The organism is Pseudomonas sp. ICMP 8385, assembly GCF_002699915.1.
Lineage (GTDB): Bacteria > Pseudomonadota > Gammaproteobacteria > Pseudomonadales > Pseudomonadaceae > Aquipseudomonas > Aquipseudomonas gessardii.
Window position 1 is genome coordinate 1 of record NZ_LKBY01000111.1, and the last position, 16,839, is coordinate 16,839.

Below are 16,839 nucleotides of genomic sequence, written 5' to 3' on the forward strand. Positions count from 1 at the left end.
GCCGCCGCCATCGCAGCCTCGCCGGGGCTCGACAGCTCCCACCTTGATTTTCGGGGGTTGGAGGCTTGCATTTCAGCCGCCACCGCAGGATGCATGCGGTGCCCAATGCCCTGAAGATCCAATGTGGGAGCTGGCTTGCCTGCGATAGCGGCGGGTCAGCCAACATCCCTCCCAGCAAGGCCGCCGCCATCGCAGCCTCGCCGGGGCTCGACAGCTCCCACCTTGATTTTCGGGGGGTGGAGGCTTGCATTTCAGCCGCCACCGCAGGATGCATACGCTGCCCAATGCCCTGAAGAACCAATGTGGGAGCTGGCTTGCCTGCGATAGCGGCGGGTCAGCCAGCATCCCTCCCAGCAATGCCGCCGCCATCGACCAATGTGGGAGCTGGCTTGCCTGCGATAGCGGCGGGTCAGCCAGCATCCCTCCCAGCAATGCCGCCGCCATCGTAGCCTCGCCGGGGCTCGACAGCTCCCACCTTGATTTTCAGGGTTTGGAGGCTTGTATTTCCGATCCGTTGGCGGCGCGTTCGAGGATCCTCGGCCCCGGGCCTTCCTGGCCCAGGCTGTCGCCCGGGTTGCGCAAGGGGCAGTCGTTGAGCGACAGGCAGCCGCAGCCAATGCAGTTGTCCAGGCTGTCGCGCAGGGCTTCCAGGGTGCGGATGCGTTCGTTGAGGTTGTCGCGCCAGGCCGAAGACATCTCGCCCCATTGCGCGGCTGTCAGTTTGCTGTTCGGCGGATAGCGGCCCATGGCGCGCTTGATCTCTTCCAGGGGGATGCCGGTGCGTTGCGCCACCTTGATAATCGCGATGCTGCGCAGCACCAGCGACGGGAAGCGCCGTTGGTTGCCGGCGTTGCGCGTGCTGGCGATCAAGCCCTTGGACTCATAGAAGTGCAGAGTGGAGATCGGTACGCCGCTGCGCCTGGCCACCTCGCCGATGGTGAGGGAGCGCACACCGTCCGGGTTCTTTTCTGCTGCCATGGGTGTTGCCCTCAAGTTAAGTTGAGGTTTTATAGTCCTGCCCGATCTTGGCTGCAACCGCTTTCCATCGGGGGGCAGCGCACACACTACGGATGAGCGGAGCAGGGCATGGGCAGAAGGATGCGAGTAGGTGGGGGCGTGGCAGGGGTCAGTGTGCTGGCCCTGGTCATCATGTGGTTGGGCAATCAACCCTCAACCCAGGCAGCGGCGACGTGGCCGGTGGCCAAGGTGGCGCTGGCCAGGGTCGGGCAGGGCGAGGCGCCCCGCCAGGCCTTCGCCGCAGGGGAGCTGGAGGCGGCCAACCAGGTGCAGGTGGCGGCGGAAACCGCAGGACGTATCACGCGGATCGCCTTCGAGTCCGGCCAGGCAGTCAAGGCCGGGCAGTTGCTGGTGCAGCTCAATGACGCCCCCGAACAGGCCGACCGTTTGCGCCTGCACGCCCAACTGCGCAATGCGCAGACCTTGTTCCTGCGTATTCAAAAGCTTGAGGCCGTGAATGTCGCGACCCAGGAGCAACTGGACAACGCCACCGCCGCCCTGGACATGGCCAAGGGCGAGCTGCAACAGGTTGATGCGCGGATTGCACAAAAAGCCATCCGCGCACCGTTCGCCGGGCAGATGGGTATCCGTCGTGTGCATCAAGGCCAGTACCTGCAGACCGGCGAAGCCATCGCCAGCCTGTTGGATGGCCAGCGCCTGCACGTGAATTTCGCCTTGAGTGAACAGTCGGCCCCAGGCTTGAGCATCGGCCAGGCTGCCGCGCTCACGGTGGATGCCTTGCCCGGCCAGCAGTTCTCGGCGCAGATCAACGCCATCGACCCGCTGATCGGCCCGTCGCGCTCGGTGCGGGTGCAAGCTACCCTGGCCAACCCGGGCGGGCAGTTGCAGGCCGGCATGTATGCCAGCGTGCGCCTGTCGGCGGTGCAATCGCCCACGGTGCTGGTGGTGCCGGAAACCGCCATCACCTATACCGCCTACGGGCAGACCGTGTTTATCGCCAGCGCCGATCCGGCCGGCGCCTTGAGTGTGCGCCGCGCCCAGGTGACGACCGGGGAGCGCTGGCAGGGCCAGGTGGAAATCACCTCGGGCCTGGCGCTGGGCGAGCAGGTGGTGGTTTCCGGGCAGCTCAAGCTCAGCGACGGCATGCCCGTCGAAGCCGCCGGGCAAAACACCCTGGACGTTGAAGGGAAACCCGCCTCATGAGCTTCACCGACCGTTTTGTACGGCGCCCGGTGCTGGCCCTGGTGGTCAGCAGCCTGATCGTCCTCGCCGGCCTGTTTGCTCTCGGCCAGTTGCCGGTGCGCCAGTACCCGCTGCTGGAAAGCTCGACCATCACCGTCAGCACCGAGTACCCCGGCGCCTCGGCCGAATTGATGCAAGGCTTCGTCACCCAACCGATCACCCAGGCCGTGTCGTCGGTGGAGGGCATCGACTACCTGGCGTCGTCGTCGGTGCAGGGGCGTAGTGTGATCACCCTGCGCATGACCCTCAACCGTGACTCGACCCAGGCGCTGGCCGAGACCATGGCCAAGGTCAACCAGGTGCGTTACCGCTTGCCCGATGATGCCTACGACCCGGTGGTCGAGCTGTCGGCCGGCGACTCCACCGCCGTGGCCTACGTGGGGTTTGCCAGTGACACGCTGTCGATCCCCGAGCTCAGCGACTACCTGTCGCGGGTGGTCGAGCCGCAGTTTTCCGGGATCGACGGGGTGGCCAAGGTGCAGACCTTCGGCGGGCAGCACCTGGCGATGCGCCTGTGGCTGGACAGTGATCGCATGGCCGGGCGCGGGGTGACCGCCGCCGACGTGGCGCAAGCGGTGCGCAGCAATAACTACCAGGCCACGCCGGGGCAGATCCGTGGCCAATTCGTGCTGGCCGATATCCATATCGACACCGACCTGACCAGCGTCGAGGCCTTCCGTGACCTGGTGATCCGCAACGACGGCACGGCCCTGGTGCGCCTGCGCGATGTGGGCACCGTGGAGCTGGGCGCGGCGGCGACCCAGACCAGCGCCACCATGAATGGCCGCCCGGCTGTGCACCTGGGGCTGTTCCCCACGCCGTCGGGCAATCCCCTGGTGATCGTCGACGGCATTCGCCAACTGCTGCCGCAGATCCAGCAAACCCTGCCGCCTGGGGTCAACGTGGCCCTGGCCTATGAGACGGCGCGGTTTATCGAGGCCTCCATCGAAGAGGTGATGCACACCTTGCTGGAGGCCATGCTGATTGTGGTGCTGGTGATCTGGCTGTGCCTGGGCTCGCTGCGCAGCGTGGCGATTCCGGTGCTGGCGATTCCACTATCGATGCTCGGCGCGGCGGCCTTGATGCTGCTTTTTGGTTTCAGCCTCAACCTGCTGACCCTGCTGGCGATGGTGTTGGCTATCGGCCTGGTGGTGGACGACGCGATTGTGGTGGTGGAAAACGTCCACCGGCATATCGAAGAAGGCCTGACGCCGGTGGCCGCCGCGTTGGTCGGCGCCCGCGAGATCGCCGGGCCGGTGATTGCCATGACCCTGACGCTGGCGGCGGTGTATGCGCCCATCGGCCTGATCGGCGGGCTGACCGGCACGCTGTTCCGCGAATTTGCCCTGACCCTGGCGGGAGCGGTGATTGTCTCGGGCGTGGTCGCCTTGACCCTGTCGCCGGTGATGAGCTCGCTGCTGCTCAAGCCGGGGCAACAAGAAGGGCGCATGGCCAAGTTGGCCGAACAGGTGTTTGGCGGGTTGGCCGCCGCCTATGGCCGAGTGTTGGGCCACTCCCTGGCACGGCGCTGGATCAGCGGCGGTATTGCCGTGCTGGTGTGCCTGAGCCTGCCGTGGCTGTACAGCCTGCCGCAGCGCGAACTGGCGCCGCCCGAGGACCAGGCGGCGATACTCACCGCCATCAAGTCACCGCAATACGCCAACCTCGATTACGCGGAACGCTTTGCGGGCAAGCTCAACCGGGTCATGGAGAGCCTGCCGGAAACCACCGACACCTGGATCATCAATGGCACCGACGGGCCGGCGGCCAGCTTTGGCGGGATCAACCTCAGCGCCTGGCAGGCCCGTGAGCGCTCGGCCGAGCAGGTCCAGGCGCAGTTGCAGCAGGCCGTGGGCGAGGTCGAGGGCAGCAGCATTTTTGCCTTCCAGGTGGCGGCGTTGCCCGGCTCCAGCGGTGGCCTACCGGTGCAGATGGTGTTGCGCAGCGCCCAGGACTACCCGGTGCTGTACCAGACCATGGAAACCCTCAAGCAGCGTGCCCGTGACAGCGGCCTGTTTGCCGTGGTCGACAGCGACCTGGACTACAACAACCCGGTGGTCAAAGTCACCGTCGATCGGGCCAAGGCGGCGAGCCTGGGGATTGGCATGCGCGATATCGGCGATTCCCTGGCGGTGCTGGTGGGCGAGCAGTACATCAACCGTTTTGCGCTGTATGGGCGCTCTTATGATGTGATTGCACAAGGCACCGAGGAACAGCGCCTGACCCCACAGGCCCTGGCCCGCCAGTATGTGCGTACCGAGGGCGGCCAGTTGATCCCGCTGTCGGCGCTGGTGCGCCTGGATATCACGGTGGCGCCGAACCGCTTGTTGCAGTTCGACCAGCAGAACGCCAGTACCTTGCAGGCCATTCCGGCGCCGGGTGTGTCCCAGGGGCAGGCGGTGGCCCTGCTGGCGCAACTGGCCGGCGAACTGCCGCCGGGATTCAGCCATGACTGGCAGTCCGAGTCACGCCAATACGTGCAGGAGGGCAGTGCCCTGGTGTTGGCGTTTCTCGCCGCCCTGGTGGTGATCTATCTGGTGCTCGCGGCGCAGTACGAGAGCCTGGTCGATCCGTTGATCATCCTGGTCACCGTGCCCTTGTCCATTTGCGGGGCGCTGATCCCCCTGGCGCTGGGCTGGGCCACGCTGAATATCTACACGCAGATCGGGCTCGTGACCTTGATTGGCTTGATCAGCAAACACGGGATCTTGATGGTGGAGTTCGCCAATGAGATCCAGGTGCGCGAGAACCTTGATCGCGTCAGCGCCATTATCCGCGCCGCGCAGATCCGTCTGCGGCCGGTGCTGATGACCACGGCGGCGATGACCTTCGGCGTGCTGCCGCTGCTGTTCGCCGACGGTGCCGGGGCCAAGAGCCGCTTTGGCCTGGGCGTGGTAATCGTCTGCGGGATGCTGGTTGGCACGCTGTTTACGCTGTTTGTCCTTCCCACTGTCTATGCCTGGCTGGCCCGTGACCATCGGGTGCAGGGCCTGCGCCAGCAGCAACTGGCCGAGGCCGAGCAGAACCTGGTGCCAGGGCATGTCGAGGTGCGCCCATGAAGACGTTTATCCCTTACCCGCTGTTGATGGGCGTGCTGGCGAGCCTGGGCGCCTGCTCCGTGGGGCCGCACTACCACGCGCCCGAGATCGCGCCGATTCAACTGGCCAGCCCGCAGGCCGAGGCTTTTGCCGGGCGTGCCGTGCAGCCGGTAGCCGCCTGGTGGAGCTTTTTCGACGACGCCCAGTTGGCGCGCTTGATCGACGCCGCCGTGGCCCATAACCACGATGTGCGCCAGGCGCGTGCGAGCCTGCTGCTGGCCCGTGCGTCGGTCGACGAGCAAGCGTTGCAGCGCCTGCCGATAGTCACCAGTACGGCGGCGTACCAACGCAGCCTGGAGCAACAGGCGGTGACGGGCGCGCGGCCCAGCCGCAGCTTGTCCGAGTCCTGGCGTGCCGGCCTGGACTTGCAATGGGAGCTGGACTTGTTTGGCCGTCTCGACCACTTGAACCGTGCCGCGCAATCCCGTGCCGAGGCTTCCCAGGCCGACCTCGAACAGGTGCAACTGAGCATTGCCGCGCAAGTGGCCCACGCCTATTTCGCGGCGCAGGGGCAGCGCGAGCAACTGCGGCTGGCGCAAGACGCGGTGCGCAGTTGGCAAGAGACCGTGGGCCTGACCGACGCGCAATACCAGGCCGGCAGCGGCTTGCCTGAAGAGCTGGAGAGTGCCCGGGGCAATACGTTGCGTGCCCAGGCGGCGATTGCGCCGCTGCAGAGCCAGCTGCAACGCAGCCTGTACCGGTTGCAGGTGTTGTCGGGGCAGCGGCCGGGCAGTGTTGGCGTCGAACTCGACGCCCTGGCGCCGGGGCCACTGGCGCGGCAATTGCCGTTGGGGGATGTCGACCAGTTGATCCGCAATCGACCGGATGTGGTGCAGGCCGAGCGGCGGCTGGCGGCGCGCGTGGAGGATGTGGGCGCGGCCACCGCCGACCTGTACCCACGCTTCAACCTGGGCGGGTTTATCGGCTTCTTTGCCTTGCGCGACGGTGACCTGGGCAGTGCGTCCCGGGCATTCGAGCTGACTCCGGGCCTGACCTGGCCGGCACTCAACCTGGGCACGGTGCGGGCGCGGCTGCGGGGTGCCCAGGCGCTGTCGCAGCGGGAGACCGCGCATTTTGAACAGGTGCTGCTGGTGGCTGTGGAAGAAGTGGAGGGCGCCATCACCCAACTGGCCGAGCATCAGCGCTATCTGCTCGGCCTGGTGCAATCGGCGCGGCATGCCGAGGCGGCGCTGGATATCGCCCAGCGCCGTTATGGCGCGGGCTCTGGCAGCTATTTATCGGTGCAACAAAACCTGCGCGAGCTGCTCAGCCTGCGCCAGGCCATTGCCCAGGCGCAGGCCGCGTCCTATGGCAATGCCGTGGACCTGTACAAGGCGCTCGCCTGGCGGGCGCCGACGGCTGTGGCGCTCAGCGCCAAGCACTTGCCCACTCAATAAGGAGTGAACCATGGATCTCCCTACCTCGCTGCTGATTTTCCAAACGGTGCTTAGCCTGGGCTTCGGCCTGTGGCTGAGCCTTGCCCTGATCAACAACCTGCACGCGTTTGCCGGCTCGGCAGGCGCGGTGGGGGCCACGATGTCAATGGCGCCGCTGCGTGAGCATCCGCCGATCGGCACGCCGTTGCTGGTGCGCGCTGTCCCGTCGGCCACCCTCCATCGCCTGGCGTTGGCCCTGATTATCCTGCTGCAGGCGGGGGCGGTGCTGACGGTGTGGATTGGCTGCTACGCCTTGCTATGGGGCACTGGCCTGGAGGCGGCCCGGCCCTGGTTGAACCTCGCCTTGAGTGCTGCCCTGGGGTTCGTCATGCTGATGCTGCTGGCAGGGCTGTGGTTTGGCTACTGGATACGCCAGGAGGGCCTGCAGTTGACCCATCTGCTGCTGGTGGTCTGGGTGCTGCTGGGGTTTGTGGTGCTTAACCTGCGCTGGGTTTAGCGGCGGCGCTTTACCCTGTCGGGCGTACCGCGCATCATGCGCGCCCGCACTGAGGGCAAAAGTGCCGTGAAAAGGAACAACCGTTGAACCAAAACACCTTGTCCGTGCGCCTGGAACGCGTGGCCGCGCAGGTGCCGGCCGGCGCGCGCCTGGCCGATATCGGCTCGGATCACGCTTACCTGCCGGTGGCGCTGATGAACCGTGGCGCGATTGTCGCGGCGGTGGCCGGCGAGGTGGCGTTGACGCCATTCCGAGCCGCCCAGCGCACCGTGTGCGACAACGGCCAGCAATTGCACATCCAGGTGCGCCTGGCCAACGGCCTGGCGGCCATCGAGCCGGCCGACCGGATCGACGCGGTGAGCATCTGCGGCATGGGCGGCGAGACCTTGCGTGACATCCTCGAACGCGGCAAGGCGTACCTCAGCGGCCGGGAGCGCCTGATCCTGCAACCCAACGGCGGCGAACAACCGCTGCGCCTGTGGCTGATGGACAACGGCTATCGCATCCTCTGCGAGGAACTGCTGCGGGAAAACCGTTTCGATTACGAAATTATCGTTGCCGAGCGCAGCGGGCCGGTGAGCTACAGCGCCGAGCAACTGTATTTCGGCCCGATACAGATGCAGGCCCGCAGCCCGGCGTTCCTGGCCAAGTGGCAACGCCTGCTGCGCTACAAGCAACGCACCCTGGATCAATTGGCCCGGGCGCGACAAGCACTGCCCGAACAGAAGGTGCAGGAACTGGCGCAGGAGGTGCGCTGGATCACTGAGTTACTGGCGTAGATCTTTGATCTTCGCTGGGCGTGCGTTTTGTGCCATCTGGTATACCCTTGGAGAGAGTCATGCCGCCTGGCTGGCAGTGCCCGGGCCATGCTCGGGTACTGCTAGCCGATAATGTATGTTGCAATGCCATTTCAAGGCTTGAAGGCATCGGTTATTCACAAGGAAGGAGTCATCGGACATGCACAGTGTGTTGTTGCCAGGTATCCGCCTGCTTGGGCGTTTCGGTTTTGCGCGCAAGTTCCAGATCTTGCTGATCCTGATCATGCTGCCCTTGGCCGGTAGCCTGTGGATGGTCGAGCAGGACTACAGTGCCCAGCTTGATGTGATTGCCAGTGAGCAATCCGGTGTGCACCAACTGCTGGTGCTCGACGCCCTGGATGCTCAGTTGATCGTGCAGCGCAATCTGGCGGCACGCTGGAAGGCGCTGGATACCCAGCCGCAACCCACGCCCGCCGCGCAGGCGGCGATGGCCGAAGTCGATGCCTTGACCCCGGGTATGGTGCAAAACCTGCAAACCCTGGGCGCAACGCTCAAGGAGCACAACGCCAGCGCCGACACCCAGGCGCGCTTCGACACATTGCAGGCCTCAGTCAAGGGCCTGGACACCTCATCCCTGCGCACTGTGGGCTGGTGGCCGGACGGTTACGATCGCTTCACCGCTGCGTTGACGGCGATGCAGGCCTTGCGCGAGCAGATCACCCTGGACACCGGCCTGATCCTCGACCCCTGGCTGGAAACCTACCTGCTGATGCAGATCTCCACCCAGCAGTTGCCCGAATTGATTGAGCGTATCGGCCGCATGGCCAGTATCGGTCAGTCGTCCATCGCCGCCGGGCAGTTCACCTTGCAAGGTCGCTTGCAGATGCGCGATCTGCGCGGGCGTGTAGGCGATGCGCGAGACTCGTTGATCAAGGCTGCGACCTCGCTCAAAACCCGCCCGTACCCTGGGCTGGCCAGCTGGAGCACGCAATATGACGAGAGCGTGCAGCGCTTGGATAACCAGCTCAAGTCCCTGGACGACGGCGTGTCTGGGGACACGATCACACTCGACCCCGCCGCTTTCGACAGCAGTGTCGACGACATGCTGGGCAGCTTGAGCGCATTGCGCAAGCAGTCGCTCAACGCCCTGCATGCGCGCCTGAGTGATTACCGCGACAGCGCACTGGCGCAAGTGATCCCTGTGGGGGTGACCTTCAGCCTGCTGGTCCTGGCGGCGTTGTACCTGTTTATCTGCCTGCAGGCTTCTATCCGCCGTAGCGCCAGTGGCATCACCACCCTGGCCGAGTCCTTGCGCGATGGCAACCTGTGCGTCGAGGTGGCGGTGCACGGGCGCGACGAACTGGCGGCGATCAGCACCGCGCTCAATGTTGCGGTAAGGCAGCTACGCACCAGCCTGCTGGGCGTCAACCACGAAACCCAGCAACTGGGGGCTGCCGTGCAAACCCTTAACACACAATCGGGCAGCACCCTTACCGAAGTGGAAGACCAGCAACACCAAATCAGCCAGATCGCCGCAGCGGCCACCCAACTGGCCGCCACTTCCCTGGGCGTGGCCAAAAGCTGCGAACAAGCATCAGACAGCGCTCAGCAGACCCGTTCTATCGCCGAGGACAGCAGCCGCGACAGTCTGCGCACGACCGCCAGCATCCAACAGCTCAACCAGCGCCTGACCGAGACCGCCAATGCCTTGGGCCAGGTCAGCGAGCAGGGCCAGCAAATCCAGTCGGTGGTTGACACCATCCGCGACATTGCCGAACAGACCAACCTGTTGGCGCTCAATGCCGCCATTGAAGCGGCCCGTGCCGGCGAACAAGGCCGAGGGTTTGCCGTTGTCGCCGATGAAGTGCGCAGCCTGTCGCAACGGACCCAGGCGTCCACCGCACAAATCGCCGGCACTGTGGAGAGCTTGCGCAGCACCGTGAGCCAGGCCGTCAGCCTGATGGGCGCCGCCTGTGAACAGGCGCTGAGCGATGCAGAGTCCGTGACGGGGCTGGGCAGCCGCCTGGGAGAAATTGCCAGCGCGGTGCAGCACGTGACGGATACCCTGGCGCAAATCGCGGCGGCGGTGGAGGAACAGGCGGCGACGGCGGATGAGGTGAGCGGCAATATCCAGCAGGTGGACCAGGCGGCTGGGCGGCTGCTGGACGGGGCCCGCGCGGTGAATCAAGCCGCAGACATGTTGAGCGAAGGCAGCCGGGCACTGAGCGGGAACACGGCCAGGTTTCGTCTGGACTGAAAATCATGCGCCTGGGGCGGGCCGAGTTCTTCGAGCAGCCAGAGAATGCGCTGCGAGCGTGAGTTGTTGAGGGGGTGAACAATCATCATGGGAAGTTCCGCCAGGCGAGAGTGGGGTGTCTGGGAACAGACTGCTGCGCCGGCGTAGAGTGCCCTGATTCAGCTTGGCGTGTCAGGGGCAATCGGCGTGTCCTGGGCGGGGTCGCTCTCCAGCTTCAAGCGGTCGGCCTTGCTGATGTACTTGTCTTTGCTTTTGGGGGCCAGTTTGGCATTGGCCTTTTTGGCGTTGGCTTTCAATATCTGATTGAGTTTCTTACGACGGTTCATGCTTTCTACTCAGCGCGTTAATGCCTGGATGATATCAGTTCAACACCCTGGTCGAATGCTTCTGTAGGCGCCGGCTGGCTGGCGAAGCACCCGGCGACGCGACGTCGTCAACCACCAAGCCCCAGTTATAGCAGAGCCCTATGGGGTTCAGCCCTGCAGGCGGGGCGCCCAGTCCTCGATCAGGCCTTTCTCCAGCCGCCGCTCCAGCGTACGCCGCCACGAGGGCACCAACGGCAGGGCCAGGCATTCGCGCAGCAGTTCGGGCTCCACCCGTTTGTCGAACAGCACGGCGGACAAACGTGCCAGTGACCAGTCGGCAAATGGCCGCTCGACCATTTGCAGGTTGTCGCCCGCACTCACCAGGCCTTCCTCCAGCACCCGGTAGTACCAGCCCGTGCGGCCCGACTGCTGCACGCGCAGGGCCAGTTGGGGGACGGCGAAGCGGTCACTGAGCTTCCAGCACGGCATACGCCCCTGGGACACCTCAAGCAGTGCCGTCCCGACCTGGATACGATCGCCCAGGCAGACATCATGCTCGCTCCAGCCGGTGGTGCTGAAGTTCTCGCCAAACGCCCCTGGCTGCGCGAGCAATGGATGGGCGCCCAACTCGTCGGCCCAAAGAGCGTAGTGTTCGAGTGGGTAGTGGTGAATGGCTTTTTCCACCCCGCCATGGATGCGCAGGTCACCCTGTTCGTCGCCGCTGAGGCCGAGGGTGGAGAGCTTGAGTTGGCCGTGTCGCGGCTGTTTGTCGATGGCGCTCTGCGAGCCCGGGCGGGTGAATGGCTGTGCGCGACCGGTGAGCAGGGTGTCGAGGCGAATGGTGGGCAAGCTCATGCAGGGACCTCCGGGGTTTGATGTTCACGACAGATCAGCGCGGCGTCGCTTGGCGCCAGAGGCTCCTGGGTCAGACCGCAGAACGGCAGGTCCCCGGCCTGCTGGTGGAAGCGACAGGTGCGGCACAGGCCGAAACTGGGCACATCCGCGCTGCGCTGCACTTCACGCAGTAACTCGCCCAACAGCGCCTCCAGTTGCGCGCCGCGTGCGCCCATGCGCGCTTCACCGGCGGCGAGGAAGTCCGGCGGCAACAAAGCGTCCAGCAGGCTGCGCGCCGTGTCGGTCAACTGCAGATGCACGCTGCGCTTGTCGCGCGCATCCTGGGTTTTGACGATCAGCCCCTTGGCCTCCAGCGCCTTGAGCGACTGCGACACCGTGCCCTTGGTCAGGCCCAGGTAGTCGGTCACGCCCAACGGCGTATTGGAGTAGCGGTTGCAGCGCGCCAGGTACATCAGTGCGCTCAACTGGATGGGTTGCAACTCGGCCAGCAGCGGATGCTGGCGGAACCAGATGCGGCTGAGGCTGGCGAGTCTTTCAAGCAGATCGAAAAGGGTTGTGTCGGACATAAGTCACTCCTGTCGATACATAGTATCGATTAAATACTATATTGACAAATGGCGAGGTGAGGGTAATCTGGCGCCAGGTGTCGATCCGATACCAAGTCAACGAAGGAGACTCAACATGTCCACAGCACGCTTCTACCACGCCGGCTGCTCCGTGTGTATTTCCGCCGAGCAGACCCTGCTCAACCTGCTGGATCCGGCTCTCAAGGTCGAGGTTGTCCACCTTGGCGAACAACCCCAGCGCATTGCTGAAGCCGAACTGGCCGGGGTCAAGTCGGTCCCCGCGTTTGTTCACGATGACCAGGTGCTGCATCTGAATTTCGGTGCGTCCATCGACGACCTGAAGTAAGGCGCAGCGGGCTACCTGAAGGAGGAAAAGTGATGAGAGTCAATGTATTCGACACCCATGTGCGTACCCGCGAGGGCCGTTACCTGCATTTCGATGTGCTGATTGAAGGCACCGATCAGGCCCGCGCGACCCAGTACGCCCGCGACTGGATGGCCACGCGCGGCGTGCAGGATGCCGATATCGAACAGAGCCGGTGCCAGTTCTGCCACAGTGAGCCGGCTCACCCCGAAATCGCTGCAGCCGTTACAGGGCAGGGCTACTACATCATTCCCCTGGAAGGTTGCTAGGAGACACGCCATGAACGCGTATCAGCCCCTGCACTGCGATTTGCACGACTACCTGGAGATCGCTTGCCTGTATCGTTACCGCCTGCTGATCGAAACCGTCGATGGGCGTACCTTCGCAGCCAGGGCGCTGACGACGCGGACTGCGGCGAGCAAGGAAGAATTTTTGGTGCTGCACCGCGATGACGAGCCGGTCGAACTACGTCTCGACCAACTGCTGGCGATCACGGCGCTTGAGCCCCATGCCAGTTTTGGCCGTATCGAGCTGGCGGGAAGTCACTGCGCGGTCTGAACCGTGTTTTACATATCACTGGATTGATCGAGAGGCCCACCATGAAAACCGCCCTTGCCATTCGCCATCTGCACTTTGAGGACCTGGGGACGCTGGAACCGCTGCTGCACGAACTGGATTATCAGGTGCAGTATGTCGATGCCACCCTGGATAACCTCGCTGGACTGGATGTGGAAAGCCCGGAGCTGCTGGTGGTTCTGGGTGGCCCCATCGGCGCTTACGATGACGCGCTGTATCCCTTTTTAACCATTGAACAGGAGCTGCTGCGCCGACGCCTGGCCAGCAACCGACCGCTACTGGGCATCTGCCTGGGAGCCCAATTGATCGCCCGCGTCCTGGGTGCCAGTGTCTACCCCCTGGGCCAAAAGGAAATCGGTTTTGCCCCCCTTGCCCTGACCGCCGCCGGACACGCCTCGCCCCTGGCTGCGCTGGACCGTGTGGCTGTCTTGCACTGGCATGGTGATCAGTTCGATATACCCCGTGGTGCCGACCACCTGGCCTCCACGGCCATCGGTAAAAACCAGGCCTTCGCCCTTGGCCAGCACGTGTTGGGCTTGCAGTTTCATCTGGAGGCCGATCCTTCACGGATAGAAAGCTGGCTGGTGGGCCACGCCAGCGAGCTGCAACAAGCCGGCATCGACCCGCGCACCCTGCGCGCCCAGGCGCATGCGACGCAGCCCGACCTGGCCAGCGCGGCTTGCCGGGTAATCACGCGCTGGTTGGAGGCTTGCCGTCCGGTATAGCGTGTATCACCCTATGCGCCTTCGCGCCGAATAATGTTGAGAGAACACAATGAATAGATACCGACTCATGATTAATAGCAGCGACAGGCTGTTAGGGCATTTTGAATCCGCCACCCCGTGGGCGCATGAGGCCGTGCAGGAAATTGCGCGCTGCCTGGCGGGTGCCGGTTACAGCGTTGAACTCCTGGTTGCCGACAGCGAGCGCCGGTTGCTTGAAAGCGGCCCGGATGGGGTTCGAGTCCTGTACAGCGAACCGGTTTTCAAGCGGGCTGCCTTGCCCTAGGTGATGGCACAGGCATTTCCTACTCTTGGAAAAAACGATCTGGACGACAGGCCCCAAGCGCATCTGATTCCTTCTCGTCAATCATCTCCTCACTGGCCAGCCGGCCCACGACCGCAGCCAGTGCGACCCCGGGGTGCATCGCGCAAACATAAACGCCCCGCACCTTGGGCAGGTAACCAATGATGGGGATGCCATCGGCAGGTATTGGCCTGAGCCCGACACAGGCCAATTGCGGTTCAAGCGCAACCACCCCCTTGAGTTCATTGTGGATGGCCTTGGCCGTTCGCAGCGCTATCGCTCCTGGCTGGTTTTCCAGGGCGTCGTCCAGGTAATCCTCTGCCGCCAGTAGCGTGCCATCCGCGCTTTGGCGCACTTCCATGTCAGGGCTGGAGATAAGGGTATGCACAAGCTGGGGTTGTGGCTTGTAGCGGATGAAGATGGAGGGAGAGGCGGTTATGGGCAGGGAGAGTTGCAGCATGTCTGCCAGTTTCACGGTGCCTGTCCCGGCGGCCAGTACAACGAGATCGGCCTTGATGATGCCCTTGGGGGTCTTGACTCCCGTCACCTGCCCACCCTCGGTTGTAAAACCGAGTACGGGGGTCTGAGTGAGCACCGTGGCCCCATGCGCCCGGGCGCCGGCGATCAACACATGGGTGGCGGCCACCGCGTCCAGCGCGCCTTCTTCGGCCACGTACGTTGCATATTGAGGGGGGTGCTTGAGGTTGGGTTCTAGGTCAAGAATCTGTGAGCGTGACACCCGGCCTGTCGGGGCCGGTAACAACCCACTGTAAGACAAGGCGCCCGTCCAGCGTATCTGCAGCCCAGGCAACTGGGTTTCGAGTCGGTGGTATTCGGCTATCGCCGCATTGCGTAATGGTGCAATGGGGTCGGGGCCAGGGTGGTTGGCGTTGATCCAGGCGAATGAAGTGGCGGTCACTCCAGAGGCTATCTCTTGAGCCTCGACCAGGCTGACCTTCGCGCCTTTCTCCGCCAGGTGATAGGCCAGGGACGCTCCCACGATGCCGGCACCAATGACAACGATTCGTTTGTTTAGCGTGTTTTCCATGTCGACCGAGGCTCCATTGACCTGACGATGCTATGCAAGGTGAGCAATCCTATGGCAGGGGATCCTGATCGTTTATGGGGCGAAATCAACCCTTTTCACCCATCCCGGTCTACCATGCCATCCCGGCAGTGGTTACACGCGCTATCGGCCCCAAGCTCTCTTAGGTACCGCACATGACCTTGTTAACCCGCAATACCCCATCCCCAGCCTCGTCCGAGGTGTCGCAATGAGCATCGACCAGATCAGCCTGCCCAAGGGGGTTGGCCCGCACGCGGCCAAGTTGCTGGACGCGATCACCGGCGCCAGCACCCTTGAAGACCTGAACCGCGCTGGCGGCAAGGCCGAAGGGTTTGTGTTGGGGCTGGAGGCCAGCAAAGCCATCAAAAGCCAGGTCGCCGAGTCGTTGTATGTCGCGTATGACGACGCGGCGAGTCATCGGGCAGGTGAGTTGCAGGGCTAGCCGAGGCAGGGCGTTTCGCGGTCGAGGAGCTTGGCCGTGAGCAGGACGCCCAGTTCGCTCAGTTGGTAGATAGCCAGGGCGATGTCCCGGTGTTTGCCGTTCAGGTCGTCGGACAGGACGAGCAGCAAGGTGCTGACTGAGGTGAAGGTCTCGTAGCTGTTGGTGATCAGGGTTTCGTTGCTGGCGTCGGGAGCGACGCTGAACAGGGTTGAACCTGGTTTGACCTTGTACATGTTTGAATTCCTGAGGGTGGCCTCCATCCTTGAGCTACTAAACAAAAGGGTGCAGCTGCGCGCAGGTTGGTCGACCGGGGGAATCCAAACCAAGGCCGGCGCCCCCTCAGGCTACTAAACCCGATCACCTAAATGTTGATGACCGCGCAACCTTAAGCACGTCTACCCAAGCACACAAGCCGGCGGATTCTGACGTGACCGTAGGCAACGGAGCAAGGTTGTGTGGCTGTTTGAGGGAGGGGTGTAGCGGCCTCTTCACCCTGCCGCGCGCTGGAGTTTCTTCACCCGGTACATATCGCCATCGGCATGGCTGAGCAGGGTATCGGCATCTTCCCCGTCGGCCGGGTACCGGGCCACGCCGATACTGCACGACGGCATTTTCACCGGGCCAAACTCGGGGCCCAGGGGCTCGGCCATGATGGCGAGAATCTGCTGCACCTTTTCGCTCACCGTGTCGTCTGACTGGAGGTCCGTCAACAGCACGGTGAATTCATCCCCGCCCATCCGCGCCACGGTGTCGGTCCCGCGCACGCAGGCTTCCAGGCGTCGGGCAATGGTGCACAGCACGCGGTCGCCCGCGACATGCCCGTGCACATCGTTGATGCCCTTGAAGTCATTGATATCCAGGAACAGCAAGGCCAGCGTGCTCTTTTGCCGGCGTGCGTTGCGCAAGGCCGAGTCCAGGCGATCATTGAACAGCGAGCGGTTGGTCAGGGCCGTCAGTGGGTCGTGATGGGCGAGGAAGCGCAGTTCTTCCTCGGCCTGGGTGAGGGCCGTGATGTCCCGCGCCACGCCGATCCTGGCGCCCACATCCGCAGACCAGAACGCCGCCCACAGGATATGCACGACGCTGCCATCCTTGCGCAAATAGCGGTTGCGGAAATCCACGTGGGGCTGGCCGTTCATCACCCGGATAATCGAGGCCCGGGTGGCCGCCAGGTCTTCGGGGTGCATATAGTCGGTGATCAGGTTCCCGGTCAGTTCGTCGGCACGGTAGCCGAGCAGCGCCTCGCAGGCGTCGCTGACAAATGCAATCTGGTTGTCCCTGTCGACCACGAAAACCGTATCCAGCATCAGGTGGATCAGTTTGGGATAAAGCGCTTGCAGGTCAACGGGCATGGTTCAGGGGAGTCCGGTTCATATAACGGCCTGATCATATCCCGAACCCGCAAGCGGGCCA

At 63.9% G+C, this 16,839-nt stretch carries 19 protein-coding genes and 1 pseudogene; 12 read left to right on the plus strand and 8 right to left on the minus strand.

Features of this window, described 5'->3' with window-relative positions; genetic code table 11:
- Positions 1 to 483: 483 nt before the first annotated feature.
- The gene (gene soxR / locus AO268_RS19835; protein WP_099169582.1) at positions 484 to 978 is read right to left on the minus strand and encodes a redox-sensitive transcriptional activator SoxR; all 495 of its coding nucleotides are present in this window, start codon (positions 976 to 978) and stop codon (positions 484 to 486) included.
- 108 nt (positions 979 to 1,086) lie between these two features.
- Here soxR and AO268_RS19840 point away from each other — a divergent pair, with 108 nt between their 5' ends.
- The 6 genes from AO268_RS19840 (at position 1,087) to AO268_RS19865 (ending at position 10,226) form a co-directional block, all read left to right on the plus strand.
- Positions 1,087 to 2,181, plus strand: coding sequence for an efflux RND transporter periplasmic adaptor subunit (locus AO268_RS19840; RefSeq protein WP_099169583.1), 1,095 nt, complete (start codon positions 1,087 to 1,089; stop codon positions 2,179 to 2,181).
- Positions 2,178 to 5,279, plus strand: coding sequence for a MexW/MexI family multidrug efflux RND transporter permease subunit (locus tag AO268_RS19845; RefSeq protein WP_076961324.1), 3,102 nt, complete (start codon positions 2,178 to 2,180; stop codon positions 5,277 to 5,279). The genes AO268_RS19840 and AO268_RS19845 overlap by 4 nt, the downstream gene beginning before the upstream one ends.
- Positions 5,276 to 6,715, plus strand: a complete 1,440-nt coding sequence (locus AO268_RS19850) for an efflux transporter outer membrane subunit (RefSeq protein WP_099169584.1) — start codon at positions 5,276 to 5,278, stop codon at positions 6,713 to 6,715. Before AO268_RS19845 ends, AO268_RS19850 begins: the two co-directional genes overlap by 4 nt.
- 10 nt (positions 6,716 to 6,725) lie before the next feature.
- On the plus strand, positions 6,726 to 7,211 hold the full coding sequence (locus tag AO268_RS19855) for a DUF2165 family protein (protein WP_099169585.1): 486 nt from the start codon (positions 6,726 to 6,728) through the stop codon (positions 7,209 to 7,211).
- A gap of 83 nt (positions 7,212 to 7,294) precedes the next feature.
- Positions 7,295 to 7,990, plus strand: coding sequence for a tRNA (adenine(22)-N(1))-methyltransferase (locus AO268_RS19860; protein WP_099169586.1), 696 nt, complete (start codon positions 7,295 to 7,297; stop codon positions 7,988 to 7,990).
- A gap of 178 nt (positions 7,991 to 8,168) precedes the next feature.
- A complete protein-coding gene (locus AO268_RS19865; RefSeq protein ID WP_099169587.1) occupies positions 8,169 to 10,226 on the plus strand; it encodes a methyl-accepting chemotaxis protein in 2,058 nt (685 codons plus the stop codon).
- A gap of 14 nt (positions 10,227 to 10,240) precedes the next feature.
- On the opposite strand, the pseudogene AO268_RS19870 reads toward AO268_RS19865, so the two are convergent.
- The 4 genes and pseudogenes from AO268_RS19870 to AO268_RS19885 form a co-directional block, all read right to left on the minus strand.
- Positions 10,241 to 10,315, minus strand: a pseudogene (locus AO268_RS19870) (glutathione S-transferase); the annotation flags it as partial.
- Between the two features lie 69 nt (positions 10,316 to 10,384).
- On the minus strand, positions 10,385 to 10,552 hold the full coding sequence (locus AO268_RS19875) for a DUF2986 domain-containing protein (RefSeq protein WP_076961329.1): 168 nt from the start codon (positions 10,550 to 10,552) through the stop codon (positions 10,385 to 10,387).
- A 147-nt stretch (positions 10,553 to 10,699) separates the two neighbouring features.
- Positions 10,700 to 11,386: an MOSC domain-containing protein gene (locus tag AO268_RS19880; RefSeq protein ID WP_099169588.1), complete on the minus strand. Its 687-nt coding sequence runs from the start codon at positions 11,384 to 11,386 to the stop codon at positions 10,700 to 10,702.
- On the minus strand, positions 11,383 to 11,952 hold the full coding sequence (locus AO268_RS19885; protein WP_076961331.1) for a MarR family winged helix-turn-helix transcriptional regulator: 570 nt from the start codon (positions 11,950 to 11,952) through the stop codon (positions 11,383 to 11,385). Before AO268_RS19885 ends, AO268_RS19880 begins: the two co-directional genes overlap by 4 nt.
- Before the next feature lie 115 nt (positions 11,953 to 12,067).
- Between AO268_RS19885 and AO268_RS19890 the strand changes: the two genes are divergently transcribed.
- The 5 genes from AO268_RS19890 (at position 12,068) to AO268_RS19910 (ending at position 13,900) form a co-directional block, all read left to right on the plus strand.
- Positions 12,068 to 12,298, plus strand: a complete 231-nt coding sequence (locus AO268_RS19890) for a thioredoxin family protein (RefSeq protein WP_076961332.1) — start codon at positions 12,068 to 12,070, stop codon at positions 12,296 to 12,298.
- A gap of 32 nt (positions 12,299 to 12,330) precedes the next feature.
- Complete coding sequence (locus AO268_RS19895; protein ID WP_076961333.1) at positions 12,331 to 12,585, plus strand: DUF2024 family protein; 255 nt, start codon at positions 12,331 to 12,333, stop codon at positions 12,583 to 12,585.
- Between the two features lie 10 nt (positions 12,586 to 12,595).
- Entirely contained in the window at positions 12,596 to 12,874 is a 279-nt protein-coding gene (locus AO268_RS19900; protein WP_076961334.1) for a Rho-binding antiterminator, read from the plus strand.
- A gap of 41 nt (positions 12,875 to 12,915) precedes the next feature.
- Entirely contained in the window at positions 12,916 to 13,617 is a 702-nt protein-coding gene (locus AO268_RS19905) for a glutamine amidotransferase (RefSeq protein WP_099169589.1), read from the plus strand.
- A gap of 67 nt (positions 13,618 to 13,684) precedes the next feature.
- The gene (locus AO268_RS19910) at positions 13,685 to 13,900 is read left to right on the plus strand and encodes a cytoplasmic protein (protein WP_232243855.1); all 216 of its coding nucleotides are present in this window, start codon (positions 13,685 to 13,687) and stop codon (positions 13,898 to 13,900) included.
- Positions 13,901 to 13,919: 19 nt separating this feature from the next.
- On the opposite strand, the gene AO268_RS19915 is transcribed toward AO268_RS19910, so the two are convergent.
- Positions 13,920 to 14,966, minus strand: a complete 1,047-nt coding sequence (locus tag AO268_RS19915) for an NAD(P)/FAD-dependent oxidoreductase (RefSeq protein WP_099169590.1) — start codon at positions 14,964 to 14,966, stop codon at positions 13,920 to 13,922.
- A gap of 226 nt (positions 14,967 to 15,192) precedes the next feature.
- Here AO268_RS19915 and AO268_RS19920 point away from each other — a divergent pair, with 226 nt between their 5' ends.
- Entirely contained in the window at positions 15,193 to 15,426 is a 234-nt protein-coding gene (locus AO268_RS19920; RefSeq protein WP_076961338.1) for a hypothetical protein, read from the plus strand.
- On the opposite strand, the gene AO268_RS19925 is transcribed toward AO268_RS19920, so the two are convergent.
- On the minus strand, positions 15,423 to 15,659 hold the full coding sequence (locus tag AO268_RS19925; protein WP_076961339.1) for a DUF6124 family protein: 237 nt from the start codon (positions 15,657 to 15,659) through the stop codon (positions 15,423 to 15,425). The two genes, AO268_RS19920 and AO268_RS19925, sit on opposite strands and share 4 nt — an antisense overlap.
- 255 nt (positions 15,660 to 15,914) lie before the next feature.
- A complete protein-coding gene (locus tag AO268_RS19930; protein ID WP_099169591.1) occupies positions 15,915 to 16,778 on the minus strand; it encodes a sensor domain-containing diguanylate cyclase in 864 nt (287 codons plus the stop codon).
- Positions 16,779 to 16,839 lie beyond the last annotated feature (61 nt).

What these genes read in the sequence shown, in the direction of transcription:
- AO268_RS19920 (WP_076961338.1), top strand. Translation starts at nt 15,193, where the DNA reads ATGAGCATCGACCAGATCAGCCTGCCCAAGGGGGTTGGCCCGCACGCG.
- AO268_RS19890 (WP_076961332.1), top strand. Translation starts at nt 12,068, where the DNA reads ATGTCCACAGCACGCTTCTACCACGCCGGCTGCTCCGTGTGTATTTCC.
- AO268_RS19915 (WP_099169590.1), bottom strand. Translation starts at nt 14,966, where the DNA reads ATGGAAAACACGCTAAACAAACGAATCGTTGTCATTGGTGCCGGCATC.
- AO268_RS19855 (WP_099169585.1), top strand. Translation starts at nt 6,726, where the DNA reads ATGGATCTCCCTACCTCGCTGCTGATTTTCCAAACGGTGCTTAGCCTG.
- AO268_RS19875 (WP_076961329.1), bottom strand. Translation starts at nt 10,552, where the DNA reads ATGAACCGTCGTAAGAAACTCAATCAGATATTGAAAGCCAACGCCAAA.
- AO268_RS19895 (WP_076961333.1), top strand. Translation starts at nt 12,331, where the DNA reads ATGAGAGTCAATGTATTCGACACCCATGTGCGTACCCGCGAGGGCCGT.
- AO268_RS19925 (WP_076961339.1), bottom strand. Translation starts at nt 15,659, where the DNA reads ATGTACAAGGTCAAACCAGGTTCAACCCTGTTCAGCGTCGCTCCCGAC.
- AO268_RS19900 (WP_076961334.1), top strand. Translation starts at nt 12,596, where the DNA reads ATGAACGCGTATCAGCCCCTGCACTGCGATTTGCACGACTACCTGGAG.
- AO268_RS19880 (WP_099169588.1), bottom strand. Translation starts at nt 11,386, where the DNA reads ATGAGCTTGCCCACCATTCGCCTCGACACCCTGCTCACCGGTCGCGCA.
- AO268_RS19850 (WP_099169584.1), top strand. Translation starts at nt 5,276, where the DNA reads ATGAAGACGTTTATCCCTTACCCGCTGTTGATGGGCGTGCTGGCGAGC.
- AO268_RS19910 (WP_232243855.1), top strand. Translation starts at nt 13,685, where the DNA reads ATGATTAATAGCAGCGACAGGCTGTTAGGGCATTTTGAATCCGCCACC.
- AO268_RS19930 (WP_099169591.1), bottom strand. Translation starts at nt 16,778, where the DNA reads ATGCCCGTTGACCTGCAAGCGCTTTATCCCAAACTGATCCACCTGATG.
- soxR (WP_099169582.1), bottom strand. Translation starts at nt 978, where the DNA reads ATGGCAGCAGAAAAGAACCCGGACGGTGTGCGCTCCCTCACCATCGGC.
- AO268_RS19840 (WP_099169583.1), top strand. Translation starts at nt 1,087, where the DNA reads ATGGGCAGAAGGATGCGAGTAGGTGGGGGCGTGGCAGGGGTCAGTGTG.
- AO268_RS19885 (WP_076961331.1), bottom strand. Translation starts at nt 11,952, where the DNA reads ATGTCCGACACAACCCTTTTCGATCTGCTTGAAAGACTCGCCAGCCTC.
- AO268_RS19845 (WP_076961324.1), top strand. Translation starts at nt 2,178, where the DNA reads ATGAGCTTCACCGACCGTTTTGTACGGCGCCCGGTGCTGGCCCTGGTG.
- AO268_RS19905 (WP_099169589.1), top strand. Translation starts at nt 12,916, where the DNA reads ATGAAAACCGCCCTTGCCATTCGCCATCTGCACTTTGAGGACCTGGGG.
- AO268_RS19865 (WP_099169587.1), top strand. Translation starts at nt 8,169, where the DNA reads ATGCACAGTGTGTTGTTGCCAGGTATCCGCCTGCTTGGGCGTTTCGGT.